This is a genomic window from Pseudomonas sp. Larv2_ips (assembly GCF_963879675.1).
GTDB lineage: Bacteria > Pseudomonadota > Gammaproteobacteria > Pseudomonadales > Pseudomonadaceae > Aquipseudomonas.
The window spans coordinates 624,764-638,675 of the sequence record NZ_CAWOAW010000014.1 but is presented as its reverse complement, the minus strand read 5'-3'; the positions used below and the strand labels follow the sequence as shown (position 1 = coordinate 638,675).

The 13,912-nt window shown below is 61.3% G+C and carries 16 protein-coding genes; 8 read left to right on the top strand and 8 right to left on the bottom strand.

Annotation, left to right across the window (positions count from 1 at the left end; all coding sequences use genetic code 11):
- Nucleotides 1–103: 103 nt before the first annotated feature.
- The 4 genes from AACV02_RS09450 (at nucleotide 104) to AACV02_RS09435 (ending at nucleotide 3,606) form a co-directional block, all read left to right on the top strand.
- Complete coding sequence (locus tag AACV02_RS09450) at nucleotides 104–1,177, top strand: DUF748 domain-containing protein (protein ID WP_106576951.1); 1,074 nt, start codon at nucleotides 104–106, stop codon at nucleotides 1,175–1,177.
- Between the two features lie 78 nt (nucleotides 1,178–1,255).
- Nucleotides 1,256–1,489 (top strand): hypothetical protein, encoded by a 234-nt coding sequence (locus AACV02_RS09445; RefSeq protein WP_119739167.1) that lies wholly within the window; start codon nucleotides 1,256–1,258, stop codon nucleotides 1,487–1,489.
- A gap of 93 nt (nucleotides 1,490–1,582) precedes the next feature.
- Complete coding sequence (locus tag AACV02_RS09440; protein ID WP_003210690.1) at nucleotides 1,583–2,428, top strand: AAA family ATPase; 846 nt, start codon at nucleotides 1,583–1,585, stop codon at nucleotides 2,426–2,428.
- On the top strand, nucleotides 2,428–3,606 hold the full coding sequence (locus tag AACV02_RS09435; protein WP_119739165.1) for a vWA domain-containing protein: 1,179 nt from the start codon (nucleotides 2,428–2,430) through the stop codon (nucleotides 3,604–3,606). The genes AACV02_RS09440 and AACV02_RS09435 overlap by 1 nt, the downstream gene beginning before the upstream one ends.
- Before the next feature lie 121 nt (nucleotides 3,607–3,727).
- Here AACV02_RS09435 and AACV02_RS09430 read toward each other — a convergent pair whose 3' ends face one another.
- From AACV02_RS09430 to AACV02_RS09420, 3 genes are read right to left on the bottom strand one after another with little or no spacing between them, the layout of a single operon-like run.
- Entirely contained in the window at nucleotides 3,728–4,642 is a 915-nt protein-coding gene (locus AACV02_RS09430) for a 5-oxoprolinase subunit C family protein (protein WP_119739163.1), read from the bottom strand.
- Nucleotides 4,639–5,343, bottom strand: a complete 705-nt coding sequence (gene pxpB, locus AACV02_RS09425; protein ID WP_119739161.1) for a 5-oxoprolinase subunit PxpB — start codon at nucleotides 5,341–5,343, stop codon at nucleotides 4,639–4,641. Before pxpB ends, AACV02_RS09430 begins: the two co-directional genes overlap by 4 nt.
- Nucleotides 5,340–6,080 carry a 5-oxoprolinase subunit PxpA gene (locus tag AACV02_RS09420; protein ID WP_119739159.1) on the bottom strand — a complete coding sequence of 247 codons (741 nt, stop codon included), beginning with the start codon at nucleotides 6,078–6,080 and terminating at the stop codon, nucleotides 5,340–5,342. Before AACV02_RS09420 ends, pxpB begins: the two co-directional genes overlap by 4 nt.
- Before the next feature lie 189 nt (nucleotides 6,081–6,269).
- Here AACV02_RS09420 and AACV02_RS09415 point away from each other — a divergent pair, with 189 nt between their 5' ends.
- A complete protein-coding gene (locus tag AACV02_RS09415; RefSeq protein WP_119739157.1) occupies nucleotides 6,270–7,184 on the top strand; it encodes a LysR family transcriptional regulator in 915 nt (304 codons plus the stop codon).
- 124 nt (nucleotides 7,185–7,308) lie between these two features.
- Here the strand turns inward: AACV02_RS09415 and AACV02_RS09410 are convergent, their stop codons facing one another.
- The 3 genes from AACV02_RS09410 to AACV02_RS09400 are packed head-to-tail and all read right to left on the bottom strand — an operon-like array spanning nucleotide 7,309 to nucleotide 9,206.
- Nucleotides 7,309–7,851 carry a DUF2937 family protein gene (locus AACV02_RS09410; RefSeq protein ID WP_106576957.1) on the bottom strand — a complete coding sequence of 181 codons (543 nt, stop codon included), beginning with the start codon at nucleotides 7,849–7,851 and terminating at the stop codon, nucleotides 7,309–7,311.
- A gap of 11 nt (nucleotides 7,852–7,862) precedes the next feature.
- Nucleotides 7,863–8,639 carry a class II glutamine amidotransferase gene (locus AACV02_RS09405; RefSeq protein WP_106576958.1) on the bottom strand — a complete coding sequence of 259 codons (777 nt, stop codon included), beginning with the start codon at nucleotides 8,637–8,639 and terminating at the stop codon, nucleotides 7,863–7,865.
- A gap of 30 nt (nucleotides 8,640–8,669) precedes the next feature.
- Nucleotides 8,670–9,206 carry an MFS transporter gene (locus AACV02_RS09400; protein ID WP_106576959.1) on the bottom strand — a complete coding sequence of 179 codons (537 nt, stop codon included), beginning with the start codon at nucleotides 9,204–9,206 and terminating at the stop codon, nucleotides 8,670–8,672.
- A gap of 21 nt (nucleotides 9,207–9,227) precedes the next feature.
- On the opposite strand from AACV02_RS09400, the gene AACV02_RS09395 reads away from it, so the two are divergent.
- Nucleotides 9,228–11,282 (top strand): S9 family peptidase, encoded by a 2,055-nt coding sequence (locus tag AACV02_RS09395; RefSeq protein WP_119739155.1) that lies wholly within the window; start codon nucleotides 9,228–9,230, stop codon nucleotides 11,280–11,282.
- A 70-nt stretch (nucleotides 11,283–11,352) separates the two neighbouring features.
- Complete coding sequence (locus tag AACV02_RS09390) at nucleotides 11,353–11,826, top strand: cyclic nucleotide-binding domain-containing protein (RefSeq protein WP_119739153.1); 474 nt, start codon at nucleotides 11,353–11,355, stop codon at nucleotides 11,824–11,826.
- Here AACV02_RS09390 and AACV02_RS09385 read toward each other — a convergent pair.
- Nucleotides 11,823–12,107, bottom strand: a complete 285-nt coding sequence (locus AACV02_RS09385) for a hypothetical protein (RefSeq protein ID WP_106576962.1) — start codon at nucleotides 12,105–12,107, stop codon at nucleotides 11,823–11,825. The genes AACV02_RS09390 and AACV02_RS09385 overlap by 4 nt on opposite strands.
- Nucleotides 12,108–12,185: 78 nt before the next feature.
- On the opposite strand from AACV02_RS09385, the gene AACV02_RS09380 reads away from it, so the two are divergent.
- A complete protein-coding gene (locus tag AACV02_RS09380) occupies nucleotides 12,186–12,872 on the top strand; it encodes a spermidine synthase (protein ID WP_058411058.1) in 687 nt (228 codons plus the stop codon).
- Nucleotides 12,873–12,910: 38 nt separating this feature from the next.
- Here AACV02_RS09380 and AACV02_RS09375 read toward each other — a convergent pair whose 3' ends face one another.
- Nucleotides 12,911–13,831: a ParB/Srx family N-terminal domain-containing protein gene (locus AACV02_RS09375; RefSeq protein WP_119739150.1), complete on the bottom strand. Its 921-nt coding sequence runs from the start codon at nucleotides 13,829–13,831 to the stop codon at nucleotides 12,911–12,913.
- Nucleotides 13,832–13,912 lie beyond the last annotated feature (81 nt).

Genomic DNA, 13,912 nt, shown 5'->3' with positions numbered 1-13,912 from the left:
CAACAAGGCCACAAGGGTATGCCTCAGGCTGGTAGGCGTCCAGTCAGAGGAACGTTGGGCCAGTGCGCGCGGTCCATCGCCTATAACGTTGGAGAACCTGCACATGAAACGTCGCTACAGTGGGCTGCTATGGATCGTCGCCGTACTGGTGGTAGTACTGATTGCCCTGGACCTCGCCCTGCCCTACCTGGTGCGCAACTACCTGAACGACAAGCTCGCCGACATGGGCGACTACCGCGGCCAGGTCACGGATGTGGACGTGGCGCTGTGGCGCGGGGCCTATAAAATCAACGGCCTGCAGATCGTCAAAGTCGACGGTAAAGTGCCGGTTCCGTTCGTCAAAGCGCCGGTGATCGACGTGTCGGTGAGCTGGCATTCATTGTGGTACGACCATGCGGTGGTGGCCGAGGTGCAGTTCTTCCAGCCGGAGCTGAACTTCGTCGACGGTGGCAACCAACAGGCATCGCAGACCGGTAAAGGCACCGACTGGCGTGAACAGTTGGGCAAATTGTTGCCGATCACCCTCAACGAAGTCCGCATTCAGGACGGCAAGATTGCCTTTCACAACTTCAATTCCAAGCCTGCGGTGAATATCTACGCCACCCAGGTCAACGCCAGCTTCTACAACCTGACTAATGTGGTGGACATCAAAGGCAAGCGGGACGCCACCTTTGAAGGCAAGGCGCAATTGCTCGGCCAGGCGCCCCTGGAAGCCACCGCGGCTTTCGACCCGCTGAGCAACTTCGAAGACTTCGAATTCCGCTTTCGCGCCAAGGATATTCAACTCAAACGCCTGAATGACTTCGCGTCGGCGTACGGCAAGTTCGACTTCAAGGCCGGCACCGGTGATGTGGTGGTCGAAGCACAGGCTGAAAAAGGCCAACTGAGCGGTTATATCAAGCCGCTGCTGCGCGACGTAGAGGTGTTCGACTGGAAACAGGATGTCGAAAACAAGGACAAGAACATCTTCCGCTCAATCTGGGAAGCCGTGGTCGGCGCCAGCGAGACCGTATTAAAAAACCAGAACAAAAACCAGTTTGCCACCCGCGTGGAACTCAGCGGCAGCGTGCACCAGCAAAATATCAGTGCGTTCTCGGCATTCTTGGCGATCTTGCGTAATGGTTTTATCCAGGCATTTAATGCGCGGTATGAACAACCCAAGCCCAGCGCGGACTGAGCCGCACGCCGACCGGGAGATGGCTTAGCGATTAGCGTGCCGACGGGTGAATGACAACAACGAGTAAGGACACTGAGCATGCGCATTACAGGCTGGATACTGACAATTATTGGCTACCTTTTGGCCTATTCAGGCTTCGTGAAAATAGTGGGGTTCGCCATGCACGGCGGCCCCATCGCTGGCATGATGATCCTCGCCGGGACGGTCACCCTGGTGCTGGCCGCGCTGGCCCTTTGGGGCGGCAGCAAGCTCAGGGACAAAGCGGACGCGCGGGCGTACGCGTTGGAGAAAGCCACCAAGGGTCGCACGTGACCGGCCATTCAGAGACTGAATAACCCGTCTGCGTTCACAGTCGCCGGGGCTGCACGGTATAGTCCGGGCATTGATGAATTCGAGGAATGACCGATGAAGTTCGAAGGCACCCAGGCCTATGTGGCTACCGATGACCTGAAACTGGCCGTCAACGCCGCCATCACCCTGGAACGGCCGCTGCTGGTCAAGGGCGAGCCCGGCACCGGCAAGACCATGCTTGCCGAGCAGCTGGCCGAATCCTTCGGCGCCAAGCTGATCACCTGGCACATCAAATCCACCACCAAGGCACATCAGGGCCTCTACGAGTACGACGCGGTCAGCCGCCTGCGCGACTCGCAACTGGGCGTGGACAAGGTCCACGATGTGCGCAACTACTTGAAGAAGGGCAAGCTCTGGGAAGCCTTCGAGTCCGAGGAGCGCGTGATTCTGCTGATCGATGAAATCGACAAGGCCGACATCGAGTTCCCCAACGACTTGCTGCAAGAACTCGACAAGATGGAGTTCTACGTCTACGAAATCGACGAGACCATCAAGGCCAAGAAACGCCCGATCATCATCATTACCTCCAACAACGAGAAAGAGCTGCCGGACGCGTTTCTGCGCCGCTGCTTCTTCCATTACATCGCCTTCCCTGACCGCACCACCCTGCAAAAGATCGTCGATGTGCACTACCCCGACATCAAGAAAGACCTGGTCAGCGAAGCGCTGGACGTGTTCTTCGACGTGCGCAAGGTGCCAGGCCTGAAGAAAAAGCCGTCCACCTCCGAACTGGTCGACTGGCTCAAGCTGCTGATGGCCGACAACATCGGCGAAGCCGTGCTGCGCGAACGCGACCCCACCAAAGCCATTCCGCCGTTGGCCGGCGCCCTGGTGAAAAACGAGCAAGACGTGCAGTTGCTGGAACGTCTGGCCTTCATGAGCCGTCGCGGTAATCGATAATGTTGCTCAACCTGTTCAATGAGATGCGTGCCGCCAAGGTGCCGGTGTCGGTGCGCGAGCTGCTCGACCTGATCAATGCGCTGAAGCAGCGTGTGGTCTTCGCCGACATGGACGAGTTTTACTACTTGGCCCGTGCGATTCTGGTCAAGGACGAGCGGCATTTCGACAAGTTCGACCGCGCGTTCGGTGCCTATTTCAACGGCCTGGAAAAGCTCGACGACCACCTGCAGGCGCTGATCCCCGAAGAGTGGCTGCGCAAGGAGTTCGAACGCTCGTTGAGCGATGAAGAGCGTGCGCAGATCCAGTCCCTCGGTGGCCTGGACAAGCTCATCGAAGAATTCAAGAAACGCCTGGAAGAACAGAAAGAGCGCCATGCCGGCGGCAACAAGTGGATCGGCACCGGCGGCACCAGCCCGTTCGGCTCCGGCGGCTACAACCCGGAAGGCATCCGTGTGGGTGAGGCCGGCAAGCGCCAGGGCAAGGCGGTAAAAGTCTGGGACCAGCGCGAGTACAAGAACCTCGACGATCAGGTGGAGCTGGGCACGCGCAACATCAAGATTGCCCTGCGCCGCCTGCGCAAGTTCGCGCGCCAGGGTGCGGCCGAAGAGCTCGACATCGACGGCACCATCGACCACACCGCCCGCGATGCCGGGCTGCTGAATATTCAGATGCGTCCGGAGCGGCGCAACACCATCAAACTGCTGTTGCTGTTCGACATCGGCGGCTCAATGGACGCCCACGTGAAGATCTGCGAAGAGCTGTTCTCTGCGTGCAAGACCGAGTTCAAGCACCTGGAGTACTTCTACTTCCATAACTTCGTGTACGAGTCGGTGTGGAAGAACAACCAGCGCCGCACCTCCGAACGCACCTCCACCCAGGACTTGCTGCATAAATACGGCGCCGATTACAAGGTGATCTTTATCGGCGATGCGTCGATGGCGCCGTATGAAATCACCCAGGCCGGCGGCAGCGTCGAGCACTGGAATGAGGAGCCTGGGTACGTGTGGATGCAGCGCTTCATGGCCAAGTACAAGAAGCTGATCTGGATTAACCCGTACCCGAAAGACACGTGGGGGTATACGGCGTCGACGGGAATTGTGCGCGAACTGGTGGAAGATCAGATGTATCCGCTGACGCTGCGGGGCCTGGAAGAAGGGATGCGCTTTCTCTCCAAGTAACTCAAACCTCCCACGCAACGCACATCCCATGTGGGAGGGGCTTGCCCCCGATAGCAGGGTGTCAGCCAATGCAACGGGCACTCAAAGGCCGCTATCGGGGGGCAAGCCCCCTCCTACATTTTTAGCCTTCGCTGAAGCGCTGCAAAAAGTCCACATGCTGCCGATGCGCCGTCTCCTGCACTACCGGCGCCAAGCGCACCTTTTCCCCCGGCAAACATTGCGCCAGCCGCGCCAGCGCCAAAGGCGTCAACGCGCCTAAACGCGGGTAGCCACCAATGGTCTGCCGATCATTGAGCAACACAATCGGCTGCCCATCCGGCGGCACCTGGATCGCTCCCAGCGGAATCCCTTCAGAGATCAACGACGGCCCCTGATACTGCAACGGCGTGCCCAGCAGGCGCATGCCCATGCGGTCGGCGCGGCTGTCCAGTGCCCAATCGGTGTTAAAGGCATCGAACAAACTCTGGCCGCTGAATTGGCCGATTTGTGCGCCGACTATCACCTCCAATGGCGCCTTGGCAGGCAAGTCCGGCGCGTTTAACACCTTCATCGCGCCGCCCACCCCGGAGTAAGCCAGCCGCGTGCCTTCGGCCAGCGGCGTGCCGAAACCATCCACGCCGCCCAACGCTTCACGCACCACCGTGGCGCAACTGCCCAGCACCTGCGGCGCATCAAAGCCGCCCGGCGCCGCGAGGTAGGCCCGCGCGCCATTGAACGGCTGGGTAAAGCGCAAACGCTGACCCTTTTGCAGGATAAAACTGCGTCCCGGGCTGATCGCACGCTCATCGATGTACGCGCCCAGGTCCGCGCCGGCCAATGCCAGCAAGCAATACTCCTCGGCCTGCACGGTGAACCCGCCCAAGGTGATTTCAACCACTGGCGCATCCAGCGCATTGCCCAGCAGCCAGTTGGCCCAGGACATCGACACCCAGTCCAGCGCGCCGCCCTGGGTCACGCCCAGGTGCCGAACGCCAAAGCGGCCGGCATCCTGCAACAGGCACAGCGGCGTGCTGGCCTCGATCAACAAGCGGCTCATGCCTGCGCCTCCAACGGCGTGTCATCGCCACCCAGGTTGATGAATTCGGCGTGACCGACCGCCTCGAAACGCACCGTATCGCCGGGCTGCATCAGGCTGTAACCGTCGCGTTCACGGTCGAACAGCTTGGCCGGGGTGCGGCCGATCAGGTTCCAGCCACCGGGCGAAACCACCGGGTACGCGGCGGTTTGCCGCTCGGCAATGCCGACGCTGCCGGCCGCCACACGCTTTCGCGGGGTATTGAGGCGCGGCGTCGCCAGGATTTCGTCCACCAACCCCATAAAGGCAAACCCGGGGGCAAACCCGAGGGCGAACACCTGGTATTCATGGGCGCTGTGGCGGCGGATCACGTCCTCAACCGACAGACCGCTGCGCTGGCTGAGCAAGCTCAGTTCCGGGCCGACACTCAGGTCGTACCACACCGGCAACACGTGACACTGGCCACTGCCCTGGGCCTGGGGTTGCAAATCGGTCAGCGCCTGGCCGATCAACGCGCGCGCCTGGGCCGGGGTTAAGGCGGTGAGGTCGTAATGCACCATCAACGTGGTGTAGGACGGCACCAGGTCCACCAACGCCGCGCCAAACTCCTCGCGCAGGCGTTGAGTGGCGGCGAGCATCCACGGCATGTTGGCTTCGGCAATGACATCAAACAGACGCACCATCAGGCAGTCGATCGCCACCACTTCAATGCGTGGCTTCATGCTGGCTTCAGCGCCTCGCGGATACGTTTCACGGCGGCCACCGAACTGGCGTTGTCGCCATGCACACACAAGGTGTTGGCCTGCAACACCAAGGCGCTGCCATCGCTGGCGGTCAGGGCGTCGCCACGGGAAATCGTCAACGCCTGCTGCACGATGGTTTCGGCATCATGGTGCACGGCGCCCGGCAACTGGCGCGAGACCAGATGCCCCTTGGGGTCGTAAGCGCGGTCGGCAAAGGCCTCGAACCACAAGGTCACCCCGTACTCATCGCCCAAGGCCTGGGCCGCGCTGTTGTCGCGGGTGGCCAGCAGCATCAGCGGCAGGTCCCCATAAGCGGCCACGGCCTGGATCACTGCGCGCAATTGCGCAGGGTTGGCCATCATGTCGTTGTACATCGCGCCATGGGGTTTGACGTAGGTGACCCGCCCGCCTTGCGCACGGCAGATGCCGTCGAGGGCGCCGATCTGGTAGTGCAGCAGGTCCTGGATTTCCTGCGGTGTGTAGGCCATGGAGCGGCGACCGAAGCCTTGCAGGTCCTGGTACGCCGGGTGCGCCCCCACTTGCACGCCGTGCTTGAAGGCCAGGCTGACGGTCTTGCGCATGATGCTCGGATCACCGGCATGAAAGCCGCAGGCCACGTTGGCGCAATCGATGAACGGCATGACCTCGGCGTCCAGACCCATGGTCCAGTTGCCAAAGCTTTCGCCGATGTCGCAATTCAATAGCAGACGGCTCACGGTGGGTGCTCCTCCAGGCGTTGTTTTTCAGGCGTTGTATTTTTTGTAGTGTGGGATTTTTCGTACAGAACTGGCAACTTGTCCTCACACCCCAACGACGCTTATCGTGGAATAGCTCGATTTTTGGCGTTTGCCCGGTGCGGCGTCCAACTAATAAAAACCGATCCATGCATAAGAAAAGTTGATCCCATGAATTTGAAGTTCCTCGAAACCTTCGTCTGGGTGGCCAAGCTCAAGAGCTTTCGCCTGACCGCCGAGAAGTTGTTCACCACCCAGGCCTCGATTTCCAGCCGCATTGCCGTGCTCGAGAGCGAGTTGGGTGTGAAGCTGTTTCTACGCGACTCACGCGGCGTGAGCCTGACCCCGGAAGGCTTGAAGGTGCTCGATTACGCCGAGCAGATGATGGTGACCATGCAGGGTTTGAAGCAGTCACTGGAGACCACCAGCAGCAAGGTCGGGCGGATTCGCATCGGCGCGATGGACACGGTGATTCACACCTGGCTCAGCCCCTTGGTGGCCGAATTGATGGACCACTTCCCGTTGGTGGAAATCGAGTTGGTCGCCGATACCGCATTGAACCTCAGCGATCAGCTGCAAAAAGGCTTCCTCGACCTGATCCTGCAAACCGACCTGCTGCGCCTGGAAACCGTGCGCAGCCTGGAACTGGCCAGCCACCCGATGGCCTGGATCGTCGCCAGCCACTCGCTCTACAACCGCGACTACGCCTCCCTCGCCGAACTGGCCCAGGAGCGCATCATCACCTACTCGAAAAACTCCCACCCGCACCAGGACGTGCTGAGCCTGATGCAGGCCAACGGCGTCGCCGCGCCGCGCATGAACTGTGTGAATTCGGTGTCGGCGATCACCCGCCTGCTGCGCGATGGCTTCGGCATCGGCGCCCTGCCGCCGGTGCTGGTCAGCGAGGAACTGGCACGCGGGGAGTTGGTGATGCTGCCGATGGCGCAGAAGCTGCCGAATCTGCAGGTGGTAGTGTCGTGGCGAGTAGGTGTGGAGTTGGTGGAGGAGATTGTCGGGCTGTGCCAGAAGGTGGTGGCCCGCTATGCCGAAGAGGTCGGCAAAGCGCACATGGTGCTAAGCCACTGAAAAAACCGGGGCCACATGTGGGAGCGGGCTTGCTCGCGAATGCGCAGTGTCAGCCAACCTATCAGGCGACTGATCCACCGCATTCGCGGGCAAGCCCGCTCCCACATTTAGATTTTCAGCGGTTCTAGAGGCCCTTCAAATCCCGCTCTTCAATCGGCCGGCTCTGACGCAGGCGCTTGCCGCCCAACACCACCCAGTCGATCAAGCGGAACAGGCATTCAATGCCGAACGACAACAGCATAGCCCCGCCCAAGCCCCAGCCCATCGCTTCCGGCGTCAGCAGGATCTGATAGCTGTAGCCGTTCCACGTTTCCAGGCGAATCGCCGGGTCCGCGGCCACCGCCACCTGCAGGGCGCGGATGTACCACGGGCCTTGCATGGCCTGGAATTGCTTGTCCAACGCCACCTGGCGATCCAGCAGGGTGCCCAGGCTGTTGGCATCGCTCTGGAACACCGGATCATCACTGGCGCGGTAATGCGCCACCAACGCCTGCAAATCACCGTTGAAGAACTGCCGTGCAGTGGTTTCAAACCCGCTGAGGCCGGTCTGAGCCTCGATCAGGTGGGCCTCGACGCGCTTGGCGTAGTCGTTGATGAAACCCGGCACCTGCACGCCGACCAACAAGCCAATGGCAAACAGCACCAACCGCAAATAACTGAGCAGCATGGTCGATATCCTTACTCGGTAATGCCCTGACTGACGCATTCACCGCGTCGCCACAGGCTCCATTGGCCCGGTTCGTAGCGGGTCCAGTTTTCGTTGTCGGTCAACGGCTCGGTGGCGATCACGGTGACCACGTCATTGGGCGTGGTTTCGGCCTGAAAATCGACGATCACGTCGACATCTTTCAAGCGCGCCGGGCCGAACGGTGCGCGCCGGGTAATCTGCGCCAGCTTGGTCGAGCAGTAGCAAAACAGCCAGTCACCGTCGCTGAGCAGGCAGTTGAACACGCCTTTGCTGCGGTATTCGGCGCAGGCGGCGATCAGGTCCGGCAGCACTTGTTCGATCTCTACCGGCTCGGGGAAGGCTTCGCGCACACGGTTGAGCAGGTCGCAGAACGCTGCTTCGCTGTCGGTATCGCCCACCGGCCGGTAGAACGTGGCGCGCGGGTTGAAGTCCGCCAGCTGGCCGTTATGGGCAAAACACCAGTTGCGGCCCCACAGCTCGCGCACGAACGGGTGGGTATTGGCCAGGCTCACCTTGCCCACGTTGGCCTGGCGGATATGGCCAATCACCACTTCACTTTTGATCGGATAACGCTGCACCAGCAGCGCGACTTCCGACTCGCTGCTGGCGGCCGGGTCCTGAAACAGGCGCAGGCCACGGCCTTCGTAGAACGCGATGCCCCAACCGTCGCGGTGGGGGCCGGTACGCCCGCCCCGCTGCATCAGCCCGGTAAAGCTGAACACGATGTCGGTGGGGACGTTGGCACTCATGCCCAATAATTCACACATGCCAGGGCTCTCGCTGCAGGGCGGACGACGTCAAAGGCGCGGTTCGACGCGCATTCCGCTGGCAGGCGCCGGGCGACGGAACGGCTCGTCGTCTTCGTCAACCGTCTCGGCAGCCAGGGCGGCGTCGACAGCGGCCTTGCGCTCACGCCGGGCGTTGGCGGCGCGCTCGATGGGCCAGCGGATCAGCGCAAACACGATATACACGCCAAACGCGATCATCGTGTACATGAACAAATCGGAAATGGCCCGCCAGGCGTTATTGCCGACATGCAGCACCAGGTCCAGGGCCGTGATCGCCACCGCCGGCGCGAACTGGGTCTTGACCGGATCGACGATGGTCGGGCTGAACAGCAGCACCGCCATCAGCAACTGCAGCGGCTCGCGCAGCCAGCGCCAGATCCAGCGGGTCATGCGCCACCACACCAACAGGCAGCCCAAAGCGGCGAAGGCGTAAAGGCCCCAAGCGGTCAGATAGTCGTTCTCGGTCATGGTGTCCATGGCAAGGTAGGCAAACAGGCGGCTATGATAACGGCTTTTGCGTGTCTCGGCTGCAATGCCTGCCACCATCCGCCAGACAGAGAGTGATCCATGCCTTCATCGACCCACATCACTGCCGCCCCGATTGCCCGCAAGGCCGAAGGGCAGGACCCGTACGCCTGGCTGCAAGAGCGTGACACGGCTGAAGTCCTCGATTACCTCAAAGCCGAAAACGCCTGGCAGGAAGCGCAACTCGCCGATCAGCAGGCACTGCGCGAAACCCTGTTCGACGAGATCAAGGGCCGCATTCTCGAAACCGACCTGTCCCTGCCCTCGCCGTGGGGTCCGTACCTGTACTACACGCGCACCACCGCCGGTGACGAATACGCCCGCCATTACCGCTGCCGCCGCCCGGCAGATGACAGCAACACCGTGGACGACAGCAGCGAAGAATTGCTGCTCGACCCCAACGTACTCGCCAACGGCGGCTTTTTCTCGCTGGGCGCATTCAGCATCAGCCCCGACCACCAGCGCCTGGCCTACAGCCTGGACACCAGCGGTGAAGAGATTTACACCCTGTACGTGAAGGAACTGGCTAACGGCAAAGTCAGCGAACTGGAGTTTCAGGACTGCGACGGCAGCATGACCTGGGCCAATGACAGCCTGACCCTGTTCTTCGGCGAGCTGGACGACACCCATCGCCCACACAAACTGTATCGCTACCGCCTGGATGGCACGGCAGCGCAGGAAGTGTTCCACGAGCCTGACGGACGTTTCTTCCTGCATTGCTACCGCTCCAGTTCCGAGCGCCAGTTGCTGCTGGCCCTCGGCAGCAAGACCACCAGTGAAATCTGGGCGCTGGACGCCAACCAGCCGCACCTCGACTTCACTTGCCTGGCGCCACGGGTCGAAGACCACGAATACGATGTCGACCATGGCCAGCGCAATGGCGAGTGGACCTGGTTTATCCGCAGCAACCGCGACGGCATCAACTACGCGCTGTTCGTCGCCGCCGACACCGGCAGCGTGCCCACCGAAGATCAATGGCAAAACCTGATCCCGCACAGCGACGAAGTGATGCTCGACGGCGTGAGCCTCAATGCCAGCGCGATGACCTTGAGCCTGCGCATCGGCGGCCTGCCAGTGATCGAAGTGCACCCTGAGGACGTGCCGGCCTATCGCGTCGAATTGCCCGACGCCGCTTATAGCCTTTATGTACAAAACAGCCTGGAATTCCCGAGCGACAAGATCCGTCTGCGCTATGAAGCGCTGAACCGTCCGGCCCAGGTGCGCCAGCTGGAATTGGCGACCGGCGCGCAAGCCGTGCTCAAGGAAACGCCGGTACTCGGCGAGTTCAACGCCGACGACTACGTCAGCCAACGCCTGTGGGCCACGTCTGCCGATGGCACCCAGGTGCCAATCAGCCTGGTGGTCAAACGCGACCAGTTAGGCAAACCGGTGCCGCTGTACCTCTACGGCTACGGCGCCTACGGCCACAGCCTCGACCCCTGGTTCTCGCACGCACGCCTGAGCCTGCTCGACCGTGGCGTGGCGTTTGCCATCGCGCACGTACGCGGCGGCGGCGAATTGGGTGAAGCCTGGTACCGCAACGGCAAGCAGGCACACAAACAGAACACCTTCAGCGACTTTATCGCCTGCGCCGAGCACCTGATCGCCCAGGGCCTGACCACCTCCAAACAACTGGCCATCAGCGGCGGCAGTGCCGGCGGCCTGTTGATCGGCGCGGTACTCAATCAACGCCCGGAGCTGTTCCAGGCGGCGATTGCCGACGTGCCGTTCGTGGATGTGCTCAACACCATGCTCGACCCCGAGCTGCCGCTGACCATCACCGAATACGACGAGTGGGGCAACCCTGAAGAGCCAGAGGTGTACGAACGCATCAAGGCCTACGCGCCGTACGAGAACGTCAGCGCCCAGGCGTACCCGGCCCTGCTGGTGATCGCCGGCTACAACGACAGCCGCGTGCAGTACTGGGAAGCGGCCAAGTGGGTGGCCAAGCTGCGCGACACAAAGACGGACGACAACCTGCTGTTGCTCAAGACTGAACTGGGCGCCGGCCATGGTGGCATGAGCGGGCGTTATCAGGGATTACGTGATGTAGCGCTCGAATATGCATTTGTGTTCAAGGCGCTGGGGTTGATTTAAGGAACTTAGGGCGGCGGTCCTGTCTGAACACACAGACCGCCTACTTGATTGATGGACCAAGATTGCAGCTATGCCTCAACCAACTTTATTGAACAATGAAATCCGCGACATGCTCATGGACTGCGGCCTGTTCAACGCTTTGCTGCCGGAAGATTTTCACGTCGCCGCCGGCTACTTCAACATCAGCAGCATTGCCCGGGGCGAAGTGATCTTCGTTGAGGGCGATGCCGGCACGTTCATGTGCATCATCCACAGCGGCCAGGTGGCCGTGCAGAAAACCAACCATGAAGGCCAGCGCCTGACCATCGCCACCCTGCGCAGTGGGCGGGCGTTTGGCGAAATGGCGGTACTCGATGGCGAGCGGCGCTCTGCCAGTTGCCTGGCGGCAAGTGACTGCGTGCTGCTGAACCTGGGCAAGGACTCGCTGGAAAAAATGCTCAACGAAGCGCCCAGGGTCGCGGCCAAGATCATCCGCGCGATTGCGATCGCCTTGTCCAAACGCCTGCGCATGGCCGACGGGCAATTGCTCTCGCAACCGTTTTAACCGCCGGGCGTCTTCGGCTTGCTGTCATTTTGCAGCAGGCCAGGCACGCTCTGGTCCTTGGGCGGCGTTGGCAACACAATCGGCACCAGCGCGGGTGAACCGTTGGCGGTGGCTTTGGGCGCCACAGGCGGGGTGACTTGCGGGTACAACGTCGGTGTCGGTGTACCCGGCGCACCGGGCGTTGGCGCGGGTGCGACCGGAACGGTTTGCACCTCCTGAGCCTGGGCCGCACCCAATGTGAGCGCGCCAAGCACAATGACCGTTAGAATGCTGCACTTCATCGATGGCTCCATGGCCTGACCGGAATGTCGTAAGGCTACTCCCAACCGCGCAAGAATGCCCTTCCCAATGAGATTTCAATGAAACGTTTCGTTCTGCTCGACACCACTCCAATCCCCGATAACGGCGGTGCCTTGTGCCTGTTCGAATACGGCGAGGATTTTGTCATCAAGATCCAGGGCGGTGACGGCGGCCAACTGATGAACACGCGCATGCACGGCTCCGAAGACGCGCTGGCGGAAATTCCCTGCCGCAAAGTCGCCGGGCGCCCGGGTTCGCGGGTGTTGATCGGCGGGCTGGGCATGGGCTTTACCCTGGCCTCAGCGCTCAAACATCTGGGCAAGACGGCCGAAGTGGTAGTCGCCGAATTGGTGCCCGGCGTCGTGGAATGGAACCGTGGGCCCCTGGGTGAAAAGTCCGGCCGCCCGCTGCTCGACCCACGCACCGTGATCCGCATGGAAGACGTGGCCAAGGTGCTGCAAGCCGAGCCTCAAGGCTTTGACGCGATCATGCTGGATGTCGACAACGGCCCCGAAGGCCTTACGCAAAAGGCCAACAGCTGGCTCTACTCGGCCGGTGGCCTGGCTGCCTGCGCCAAAGCCCTGCGCCCCAAGGGCGTACTGGCCGTGTGGTCGGCCAGTGCCGATAAGTTGTTCAGCGACAAACTGCGCAAGGCCGGGTTCAAGGCCGAGGAAGTGCAGGTGTTCGCCCACGGCAACAAGGGCACCCGGCACACTATCTGGATCGCCGAAAAGCTCAAGGGCTGAGCAACATCCCCAAAACACCACACATCTTTTGTCCTGAGTCAGCTTCGGGATTTGCGGTAATCGATCACATACGGCACTTTTTTCTCGACGGTCTTCTTCAGCTCGGCTCGATCCAACTGGGCCATGCCGCCCAACTGGTGGGCGGTGAACCCGCTGTCCCCCACCTGTGAACCGGGCGCCAGGCTGACCATGCGCTGGGCGACGGCTTCAATCGCGTCCTTGTAACCGCCTTTCTTGTTCAGGTTGAAAGCACGCAGGTCGATCTGCGTGCGCAGCCAATTGCCCCAGTAAAACTCCAGGAATTCCGGCGCGACGGCGCCATCGTCCGGCTTGCCGTAGGCGGCCTTGCGGGTGAAATACACCAGGCTGCGAAAGGTGTCGTCCTGCAGGTTCTTGAAGCCCAAGTGCGCCGGCAATTGCTGCGGTGACAGCGGCTGGCCGTGATCGCCTTTGAGCCAGACCTTGCGCGCCGTTTCCATACGCTGCCAGAAGGTAGCCATGTCCGGGCTGTTGCTGAAATCATCGGTCACCTTGACCCACATGTGCAGCTGCGGGCCGCCGCCGGGGACTTCCCACAAGGTAGTGAAGCTATGGTGACCGTCGGTCAGGTACAACTGGCCACCAGGGCCGACCACGACGGTTTTCATGTCATCGGGATGCGTGCCCACCGGGTCTTTGCACCTGAAGCTGGCGGGTTGGTGCAGGTCAGCCTTTTTGGGCACCTTGTCGGCCGCGCCCTGGCCGTTGGTTTCGCAGTATTCATCGAAGACCTTGGCCGGCGTATCGGCAAACAGGCCCAGGCTGTAGTAAATCTGGTCAAAGCCCACGACAGCCTGGGTCGGGTGCAATTGTTCAAGGGCCACCTCGATGATCTGGCCAGGCTTGGGCGTGGAGAATGCCTGGGCTTGGGCCGCCAGGACGCTGAGTAGCAGTGCTGCGGTCCATGTGTATAAACGCATTGGTTTCAGATCCTTGAGAATGAAGTGAGCCGATACTACAAACGATTGCCGCCGGCAGGCTGTACCGCAGCTGAAAAAGCC

Bases quoted from the DNA above. Each gene is read 5' to 3' on its own strand.
- AACV02_RS09410 (WP_106576957.1), bottom strand. From the start codon at position 7,851: ATGCTGCTCAGTTATTTGCGGTTGGTGCTGTTTGCCATTGGCTTGTTG.
- AACV02_RS09445 (WP_119739167.1), top strand. From the start codon at position 1,256: ATGCGCATTACAGGCTGGATACTGACAATTATTGGCTACCTTTTGGCC.
- AACV02_RS09375 (WP_119739150.1), bottom strand. From the start codon at position 13,831: ATGCGTTTATACACATGGACCGCAGCACTGCTACTCAGCGTCCTGGCG.
- pxpB (WP_119739161.1), bottom strand. From the start codon at position 5,343: ATGAAGCCACGCATTGAAGTGGTGGCGATCGACTGCCTGATGGTGCGT.
- AACV02_RS09430 (WP_119739163.1), bottom strand. From the start codon at position 4,642: ATGAGCCGCTTGTTGATCGAGGCCAGCACGCCGCTGTGCCTGTTGCAG.
- AACV02_RS09385 (WP_106576962.1), bottom strand. From the start codon at position 12,107: ATGAAGTGCAGCATTCTAACGGTCATTGTGCTTGGCGCGCTCACATTG.
- AACV02_RS09405 (WP_106576958.1), bottom strand. From the start codon at position 8,639: ATGTGTGAATTATTGGGCATGAGTGCCAACGTCCCCACCGACATCGTG.
- AACV02_RS09450 (WP_106576951.1), top strand. From the start codon at position 104: ATGAAACGTCGCTACAGTGGGCTGCTATGGATCGTCGCCGTACTGGTG.
- AACV02_RS09395 (WP_119739155.1), top strand. From the start codon at position 9,228: ATGCCTTCATCGACCCACATCACTGCCGCCCCGATTGCCCGCAAGGCC.
- AACV02_RS09390 (WP_119739153.1), top strand. From the start codon at position 11,353: ATGCCTCAACCAACTTTATTGAACAATGAAATCCGCGACATGCTCATG.
- AACV02_RS09380 (WP_058411058.1), top strand. From the start codon at position 12,186: ATGAAACGTTTCGTTCTGCTCGACACCACTCCAATCCCCGATAACGGC.
- AACV02_RS09400 (WP_106576959.1), bottom strand. From the start codon at position 9,206: ATGGTGGCAGGCATTGCAGCCGAGACACGCAAAAGCCGTTATCATAGC.
- AACV02_RS09435 (WP_119739165.1), top strand. From the start codon at position 2,428: ATGTTGCTCAACCTGTTCAATGAGATGCGTGCCGCCAAGGTGCCGGTG.
- AACV02_RS09415 (WP_119739157.1), top strand. From the start codon at position 6,270: ATGAATTTGAAGTTCCTCGAAACCTTCGTCTGGGTGGCCAAGCTCAAG.
- AACV02_RS09440 (WP_003210690.1), top strand. From the start codon at position 1,583: ATGAAGTTCGAAGGCACCCAGGCCTATGTGGCTACCGATGACCTGAAA.